We start from the raw sequence: 9,151 nt of genomic DNA, 5'->3' as shown, positions 1-9,151 counted from the left end.
TGCATACGCGTTACGCACCCGTGCGCCGGTCTCAAGTTAGCAAGCTAACTCTACCCCTCGACTTGCATGTGTTAAGCCTGCCGCTAGCGTTCATCCTGAGCCAGGATCAAACTCTTCATCGTATAATTTTAAATATTTTTAGACAAAGATGCTAGGTTTTTCGAATCTCTCGATTCCTCTTACTCTCATTTTTATTTGTTTCAAATATCACTATTTGAAACGGCTGTCAATTCAATATGTCTATGAACGTATTCTTCTTATTTTTTATCGCTAACCCCTCTCGGTTAGCGGGTGCAAAAGTAGAAAACTTTTTTTAAACTTGCAAAACTTTTTGAAACTTTTTTTTGAGAAAATTTTCAGTCTGTTTTCTTTTCAATATTTAACAAAGAACTCTTTTTGCTTCACTCAAATCATATCGTTTTAAGTGTTTTGTAAACTCGCTTTTTAGCTCGTTTGCGGGTGGCAAAGGTAAAACCTTTTCCTTTACAATCCAAATCTTTTTTAAAGTTTTTTTTCTAAACCTTATCTCCGATTCTTTTACATGATTACTATGAACTTGTGCTTGATTGCGGGTGCAAAAGTACCACTTCTTTTTACATTTCCTAACCTTTTTTTGCATTTTTTTTAACCCTATTTCTTTCTACACTACTAATCAACTACTTACATAGTAAAGTTTTTTTGAAATAGTATTCAATGAGTATTACTCAAGCGTTATTCTTATATTAGTGATATACTTATTATATATAGTATACTTTGAAAATGCCTACTCCTATAATACCCTTCACTCCGCGTGAGGGATTGAAGCGGCATCCTTTTATGTAGTCCGTGGAATAAAAGATACAGCAAAAAGCCCGACCCGAAGGGACACGCCAGAACACTAAATAAAGAATCAATTGAACTTGATGGCTCTAACCGGAGAAATTTTGGTAATGATATACGACGGTATTAATAGTACCAAGAGACATATTATTATAGTTCCAAGGTTGAGCATGACGATATGAATTGGATTAATATCGACTGGAGCTACATTTACGTAGTAATTCTCCGGATTTAATTTTATGATCCCGAATTGCTTTTGTATGACCAATAAACCTATACCTATTATATTACCCCAAAGCAAGCCTTTTGAAATTAGATAAAAAGCATTGTACAAAAACACTTTTCTTACCGACCAATTGTCTGCACCCAATGATTTTAAAATTCCAATCATTTGTGTTCGCTCTAAAATCATGACTAATAATGCCACCACCATATTAATTGTAGCCACAACAATCATTACGATAAGGATAACAATTATATTAAAATCGAATAGTTTGAGCCATTCGAATATGTAAAAATATTTTTCAGCTATCGTTTCAGTATTGAGTGTTTTGGCTGGATCTTGTTTGTTCTGAGTTTGACTGTAGACCTCCTCGCCTTTTTGTTCGATTTGGCTGAAATCGGTGACAAAAACTTCGAAAGAGCCCACCTCGTCAGATTTCCATTTATTGATTCTCTGAATATGACGAATATCTCCAATTAGATAAGAAGCGTCAAATTCCTGGAATCCAGAATTATAAATCCCTACAATTTTAAACACTCTAAGATTAGGCAACTTATTTTCACCTTCCTTCATAAAAAAGGTGTTGCATTTGTCTCCAATTTTTAGCTCCAATCGGTTTGCTAAATATTCTGATATGACAATCTCATTATTTAAATCAGACTTAAGATTTGGGATTCTTCCTTCTTTGATATATTCTAAAAGATTATTCCAATCGTAATCTTTACCTACTCCTTTAAAAACAATACCTTCAAAAGATTTATCTGTACGAATGATACCTGCTTTGCTAGCAACAGCCTGAATGTGTTTGATTCCTTTAACTGTATTGAATTTAGGATAAAAATCTTGGTGGACTGAAATGGGTTGAATACTGGCTTGCGATTGATTGTCTTCAAAATTGGAAATAATGATATGCCCATTGAAAGCAGATACTTTTTCTCGAATTTTTTGCTGTAAGCCCATACCGGTCGCTACGGCAATAATCATCATAATTAAACCGATAGCAATAGCCGCTATGGCTATTTTCATAATTGGCGAAGATATATTACTTTTATGGTTTTTAGCCTTGGTTAAACGATTCGCTATAAAATACTCTAAATTCAAAAGATAATGGTTTACAAAATGATTTTCAAAAATACATTTTTATTCTTGTTCCTAACGATAGTCTCGTGCGGAAATTGCAAGAAAAGTATCGATACAGAAAAAAGAACTGCACTAAACACTACTGCAGAAACCATAGAAGACCAATCGATAAGGACCGGAGCGGATAACCATGAAGATTACCTTCCTATATTAAAGAATAAAAAAGTAGGTATTGTAACCAACCAAACCGGTATTTTGACCCAGAAAATACATCTAGTCGATTTTTTACTAGACCAGAAAGTGAATTTGCAAAAAATTTATGCACCAGAACATGGCTTCAGAGGAACTGCCGATGCCGGTGAACTAATCAAAGATGGTAAAGACACAAAAACCGGTCTGCCTATTATTTCACTTTACGGAAACAACAAAAAACCAAAAAACGAACAATTAGCAGGCATCGACATTATGGTTTTTGATTTGCAAGATGTAGGTGCTCGTTTTTATACTTATATCTCTTCCTTGCATTATGTCATGGAAGCTTGTGCAGAAAACAATATCCCTTTGCTTGTTTTGGATAGACCTAATCCTAATGGAGGGATTATTGATGGTCCTATTTTAGAAAAAGAATTTACAAGTTTTGTAGGGATGCATCCGATTCCGGTACTTCACGGAATGACTATTGGAGAATATGCTAAAATGATTAATGGAGAAAAATGGTTGAAAAATGGAATACAATGTCAGCTAGAAGTGATTCCATGTAAAAATTATAAAAGAGATATGTTTTATGATCTTCCTGTTAAACCATCGCCGAACTTACCTAATGCACAAGCCATAAATTTATATGCTTCTTTGTGTTTTTTTGAAGGTACTAATGTAAGTGTAGGCAGAGGAACTGACATGCAATTCCAGATCTACGGCTCTCCATATCTAAAAAATACTGGTTTCAGTTTTACTCCTAAACCTAATCTTGGGGCTAAAGATCCTGTTTGGAATGGGGTCGAATGTTTTGGTGAGAATTTGACTAAAATCGAAAAAATCAATCGACTAGAATTAAAATGGTTGATAAAAGCTTACAAAGAAAACTCAGCAACTAAAAATACTTTTTTTAATGACTTTTTTACCAAATTAGCCGGAACCAAAAAATTACAACAACAAATTGAAAACGGTAATACTGAAAAAGAGATCAGAGATTCTTGGAAAGAAGGTTTAGAAAAATTCAAAATTACTCGAAAACACTATCTAATATATCAATAATAAGAAATGCCACTTTTACAGTGGCATTTTCTTTTTCATTTCTTCTACTATATTGTAAGCCGCAGGACAAATCTCGACATTTTTTAAAGTCAAATTGGCAATTTGCTGAAATTTCTTGCGGTCTGTGTGGGGGAATTCTCTACATGCTTTCGGACGAACATCGTAAATCATGCAATAATTTTCTGAATCTAGGAATGTGCAAGGAACACTTTGCAAAACATAGTCATTATCTTCATCTATTCGCAAATACTGATCGATGAATTGTTGTGGTTTCATTTTGAAATGTTTTGCAATTCGCTCTATATCTGCCGAAGTAAATAAAGGTCCCGTCGTTTTACAACAATTAGCACAAGTTAAGCAGTCCGTTTTTTTAAACTCAGCATCATGCAATTCCTGCATAACATAATCAATATTCTTTGGTGTTTTCTTTTTCAGCTTATCGAAATACTTTTTGTTTTCGTTATGCTTATCTTTGGCAAGTCTTTTTAATGTATCAATTGATGGATTTGTCAAGGTGTCAATTTTTTAAAGATGCAAAGTTATAGAACTTTAAACCGCAAACCTTAAATTTTCAACAAAATGCTCGATTTATTTGGAAAAGCTATTTTAGATTATCAGACCAATAATTCTCCCGAAGATATTATCACAGAAACCAATATCTCCGAAGCGGATGCCATGAGTACTGCCTATTTGTTTCGCTCTTTCAAAGAAATGCCTCTGTTGGAGCAAAAAGCATTACAACTCAGTAAAGGACGTGTTTTGGATGTTGGTTGCGGAGCAGGAAGTCATTCATTGTATCTTCAAAACGAAAAAAAACTTGACGTAACTTCTATTGATATTTCTCCCAATGCAATTCAAGCCTGTAAATTAAGAGGGTTACAAAATGCTTCAGTACAAAATATTTTAGATTTAGAAAACGAAAAATTTGATACCATTTTATTATTAATGAACGGTACAGGAATTTTCGGTACTTTAAAAAACACCGCACAATATCTTCAAAAACTGAAAACATTAGTTTCTGAAAAGGGGCAAATTTTAATTGATTCTTCCGATCTAATTTATATGTTTGACCAAGACGAAGATGGTGCCTATGAAATTCCTGCTACTGGTTATTATGGAGAATTGATATTTACTGTACATTATAAAAATGAGACCGATGCAAGTTTCCCTTGGTTGTACATCGATTACAACACCCTACAAAATGCAGCCCATGCCAATGGCTTGAACTGCGAATTATTGATAGAGGGCAAACACTATGATTATTTAGCCAAACTTACATTGTAATTAAATCGGTTTTAGCTATAATATCTTCCAATGCACTGTATAATATATCCAAATCTTCTTGTGAATTATAAGCATTAATTGAATAACGAATATAAATCTGATTGTTCAGCGGCATTACAGGAATTTGAATTTTATACTGATTGTACAAGACTTCTTTTAATTCAAGAGGTTTACTAGTTCGAATAGGAATACTAGCCATCTGACCAAGAAATTCATTATTTATCGGACAAATAGGTTGAGTATTTAATAAATTACAAAATCTAGCATAATTTTCTACTACTAGTTTCTTACATTTTTCGGAAACCTTTTGCCAGTTTTTCTCTTTCAGGAATTCAATCACTTTGGGAGTTGAGAGGTAAGCCGAAAGATCTTCTGTTCCTCTGAATTCATGATAATCTATAAATAGACTTTCGCCGGGATACAAACTTTCATATCCCCAAGAAACAATCAGAGGTTCTAAATCCGCTTGAAATTCTTTTTTTACATACAAAAAAGAAGATCCTTTAGGAGCCAACATCCATTTGTGTAACGTACCAGTGTAATAATCTGGATTCAATTCGGTTAAATTCAAGTCGATATGTCCGGGAACATGGGCTCCGTCTATAATGGTGATAAGTCCTAGCTCTTGCGCCTTATCGCAAATCTCTTTTACTGGAAAGATCAACGCCGTAGCACTAGAAAAATGATTAAGAAAAATTACTTTAGTGTTTGAAGAATAGCCTTTCCAAAATTCTTCTAGGATTTGTTCTTTGGAAGTTATAGGCAACGATATTGGCTGACGAACATATTTAATACCTGATTTCTTGCTGTAAAAATTCCAAGTTCTGTCCATCGCTCCGTATTCATGATTTGTAGCTAAAATTTCATCGCCGGGATTTAAATTCAAACTACGCATTATCGTGTTGATAGCAAAGGTAGGATTTGGAACAAAATACAAATCGTTATAATGGCAACCGACAAATTCAGAAAGTGATTTTCGTGCTACTTTTAAATATTCAGGTTGTTTTTTTGTAATAAAATTAACAGGATCTAACTCCAACTCTTTTTGGATACGTTGATACTCTTCAAAAATAGGCTTCGGGCAAGCTCCAAAAGAACCATGATTTAAAAAAGTAATGGAATCATCTAACTGAAATAATGTTTTCATTTGTTTACTATTTTCAATAAAAATAAAAAAACCCAACATAAGTTGGGTTACTATTCATCTATTTTTATAAAAACTATATAACGTAAGTAAATTTTGTCTAATAGTATTTTAATTTCTAATCGTTATCGGCAAAGTATACAATACTCTAACCGCTTTACCTTCCTGATCGCCAGGTGTCCATTTTGGTGACATTTGAACTACGCGTTTTGCTTCTTCTCCGCTTCCATATCCTAAATCATTCACTATTTTCACGTCAGTAACAGCTCCATTGGTGTCAATTACAAAACTTACCTTAACAACACCGTTAAGACCTTCCACTTCTGGAACTCTATAATTTTTACCGATAAACTTAATGAATTCATTGATTCCTCCCGGATATAAAGGTTGATTTTCTACTACTTCATAAGGAATAGGTGCTTGTTTATCCATCACGCTCATTGGAGCCTGTGAAAAGCAAAATTGGGTTACGAAAAAAAGCGTAATAAGTAATATTCTTTTCATGATTACTGTGGTATTTTAAAGTTAATAATCAATCCAAAACTCAAATAGGTTAATTCTCTGGGGCAGAAATAATCTACATCATAATGATTCTGTAAAAATATATATTAAAAATTTATTAACAAAATATTAATATGTTAAAATTTTAATGAATAACATATCTTTTAACAGTTAAAGCCAAAAAAAAGTCAAAAGCTATCAACATTACTTTGCTGAACTCGCCATTGCCACATCATTTACAGCAGATTGATTACGAAAAAATATCTTCATAAAAAAAGGCATAAAATGTCTGTGTCACTACAAAATTAAATTCAATAGTGTCAGACATTCACCCTTATGTAGAAAAAAAATTATGGAATATTTAAATACTTATGAGTTTGTAGAGAAACTCTCCATTTTGGATGATTCATGACATAATCAACAATCAGTGGTGTCATTTCTTCTTTTTTGCTCCACTCAGGTTGTAGAAACAAAATAGCCTTATCATTCACTTTTGCTGCTTGTTCTTCAGCAAATTGAAAATCGTGTTTGTTATGAATAATTACTTTTAATTCGTCTGCAATTTCGTAAGCTTCCTCTACTGGTAATTTGGTTTTCTTCGGTGATAAACAAAACCAATCCCAAGTTCCTGATACAGGATAGGCTCCAGAAGTTTCAATATGTACTCGCAAATGCTCTTCTTTCAGTTTAGCAGTCAACTTTGTCATATCCCATGTTAACGGTTCGCCACCAGTTACCACAACTGTTTCTGCGAATTTTTTCGCATTGTCAACAATAGTACTTACAGCTGTTGGGGGATGTAATTCGGCATTCCAGCTTTCTTTTACGTCGCACCAATGACATCCCACATCACAACCTCCTATACGAATAAAATAGGCTGCCGTACCTGTATGATATCCTTCTCCTTGTATGGTGTAAAATTCTTCCATTAAAGGAAGCATCTCACCCTTTTCGACTGCCAACTGAATTTCTTTTTTAAGCATAATTGAAAAAATAGGGTGCAAAGATAGTTAATAGATTGAAGAAAACCATTGGAATGATTCCTAAATCGCTTCCTTTTGGGAACTTTTTAACCTTGAAGATCAATAGTTTTAAAAACAAAAAAACCACTTCGTTATTGAAGTGGTTTTTTAAAGTTGTTATTACTCAGAATTATTTCAAAGCATTTTTTAACGTTAGAGCATCAGCATCTGCAGGATCTAAAGCTAAAGCCTTAGTTACAAATTCAGAAGCTTTTACTTTATCAGTTTTTCCAAAATATTTAGCTAAGTTATTGTAAGCTTCCACCATTTTGGCTTTGTTCTTTTCAACCGTTTCTGGTCCTTTAGTAGTTACCACTTTGGTGTATTCTTCATAACTTTTCGCCATTTGCTCAGCAGCCAACGGATCTGTTAACAAGCTGTTTACACGAGCACGGTATAAGTGTGCATCTTGAGTTGTTGGAGAAGCTGTTGCAACATTTTCAAAAGCCTTATCCGCTTTTTGAAGTTCCTCAACACTCATATCTTTTGCATCTTTATCGTAATTATTGAAATACAATGAATATCCTAAAAAGAAATTATCATACAATTTGTTTTTTGATTCTGTATTTAATAATGCTACTTCACAAACCGCTGCTGCTTCAACATACATTTTCTTCTCAAAAAGAGATTTACCAAGATCACTCAACTCAATTAATTGTGTTTTATCGATCTCTGCTGCTTTTTTAAAGTTCTCGATACTTGCATCAAATTTTGCACGATCAACCACTGGTTTGTCGTTTGGATTTGCTGCTGGAGTAAAAGCTAATTTTTGTTGTGATAAACCTAAATACATGAAGGCACGAGCAAAAGGTCTTGCGTTTGGAGTAGCAACGTATTTCTCCAAATCAGCAATAGCCATTTGATAATTTCCTTTTTCATAGGCAATATATCCAGAGAACAATAGAACTTTAGGGTCTACATTCCCTGATTTTTTCAATTCTTCAGTCTCTTTTTCTAAAGCATCAAACTCTTTAGTTACATACAAGAAGTCCATACGACGTAATTTCGACGATAATGAATAATCAGTAAGACTCATGTATTTCTCATAGTTTTCTAAGGCTTTTTTCTTGTATTCAGCACTATTGGCTTTATCAAAAGTTGACCAACCGAAATAAGTTTCAGCCAATTCACGATATACTGGACCGTAAGAAGGGTTTGCTTTTGCTACTTCTTCCAAAGCATTTTTAGCTTCATTGAAAGCTTTTGCATTTTTAAGTAAAACTCCTTGTTGCATTTTAGCTCTCACTAAAGTGTTATCTGCATCAAAAGCATTTCTATAAGATGCGTAAGCTTCATTTTGGTTTTTGTCACCAGTGTAAGCATCTCCTAAAGAAATTAGTGTTGCAGCATCATTGATATTGACAGCTTTAGCTTTATTTAAAACTTCAATAGCTTTTTTATAATTTGGTTTGTCCGAATTAGTGTAAGCTTGACCAATATATACAAATTGCTCGATATCTTTCTTTCTCATTCCTGCAGTAGCCTGATCGAAATTGAATTGAGCCGCTTGTTCGTTTCCTTTATCTAAATCAATTTGCCCTAATCCAATGTAGTTAAATACGCCACCTTCTTTTGCTTCTAAACCATTTAAAAAGGCAATTTTAGCAGAATCCTGAGCATTTTGTTTTAGATACACTTTCCCTAAAAGAAAAGCAGCTCTTCCGTTTTCAGGAGTAGTTTTGATGATTGATTTTAAAATTGATTTTGCTTTCTCATATTGTTCAGCATCTATAGCTTTTTTAGCAGATGCAATATCCTGAGCAAAAGCTGAAGAACCCAATGCTAATAAAGCGACACTGAAAAATTTAAATTTATTCATTGTGT

At 33.5% G+C, this 9,151-nt stretch carries 8 protein-coding genes and 1 rRNA gene; 2 read left to right on the top strand and 7 right to left on the bottom strand.

Annotation, left to right across the window (positions count from 1 at the left end):
- Positions 1-122, bottom strand: a 16S ribosomal RNA gene (locus NAT50_RS08585); the annotation flags it as partial.
- 767 nt (positions 123-889) lie between these two features.
- Positions 890-2,143, bottom strand: coding sequence for an ABC transporter permease (locus NAT50_RS08580; protein ID WP_250592862.1), 1,254 nt, complete (start codon positions 2,141-2,143; stop codon positions 890-892).
- 6 nt (positions 2,144-2,149) lie between these two features.
- On the opposite strand from NAT50_RS08580, the gene NAT50_RS08575 reads away from it, so the two are divergent.
- The gene (locus NAT50_RS08575) at positions 2,150-3,376 is read left to right on the top strand and encodes an exo-beta-N-acetylmuramidase NamZ family protein (protein WP_250592861.1); all 1,227 of its coding nucleotides are present in this window, start codon (positions 2,150-2,152) and stop codon (positions 3,374-3,376) included.
- A gap of 15 nt (positions 3,377-3,391) precedes the next feature.
- On the opposite strand, the gene NAT50_RS08570 is transcribed toward NAT50_RS08575, so the two are convergent.
- Positions 3,392-3,889: a YkgJ family cysteine cluster protein gene (locus tag NAT50_RS08570; protein ID WP_250592860.1), complete on the bottom strand. Its 498-nt coding sequence runs from the start codon at positions 3,887-3,889 to the stop codon at positions 3,392-3,394.
- 66 nt (positions 3,890-3,955) lie between these two features.
- On the opposite strand from NAT50_RS08570, the gene NAT50_RS08565 reads away from it, so the two are divergent.
- Positions 3,956-4,660, top strand: coding sequence for a class I SAM-dependent methyltransferase (locus tag NAT50_RS08565; protein WP_250592859.1), 705 nt, complete (start codon positions 3,956-3,958; stop codon positions 4,658-4,660).
- On the opposite strand, the gene NAT50_RS08560 is transcribed toward NAT50_RS08565, so the two are convergent.
- From NAT50_RS08560 to NAT50_RS08545, 4 genes are all read right to left on the bottom strand, one after another.
- Entirely contained in the window at positions 4,650-5,807 is a 1,158-nt protein-coding gene (locus tag NAT50_RS08560) for an aminotransferase class V-fold PLP-dependent enzyme (RefSeq protein ID WP_250592858.1), read from the bottom strand. The two genes, NAT50_RS08565 and NAT50_RS08560, sit on opposite strands and share 11 nt — an antisense overlap.
- A gap of 108 nt (positions 5,808-5,915) precedes the next feature.
- Entirely contained in the window at positions 5,916-6,308 is a 393-nt protein-coding gene (locus NAT50_RS08555; RefSeq protein WP_250592857.1) for an energy transducer TonB, read from the bottom strand.
- A gap of 347 nt (positions 6,309-6,655) precedes the next feature.
- A complete protein-coding gene (locus NAT50_RS08550) occupies positions 6,656-7,288 on the bottom strand; it encodes a 7-carboxy-7-deazaguanine synthase QueE (RefSeq protein WP_250592856.1) in 633 nt (210 codons plus the stop codon).
- A gap of 169 nt (positions 7,289-7,457) precedes the next feature.
- Positions 7,458-9,146, bottom strand: a complete 1,689-nt coding sequence (locus NAT50_RS08545; protein ID WP_250592855.1) for a tetratricopeptide repeat protein — start codon at positions 9,144-9,146, stop codon at positions 7,458-7,460.
- Positions 9,147-9,151 lie beyond the last annotated feature (5 nt).

This window comes from Flavobacterium luminosum (genome assembly GCF_023635005.1).
GTDB classification, from domain to species: Bacteria; Bacteroidota; Bacteroidia; order Flavobacteriales; family Flavobacteriaceae; genus Flavobacterium; species Flavobacterium luminosum.
This window is presented reverse-complemented; position numbering and strand designations above follow the sequence as displayed.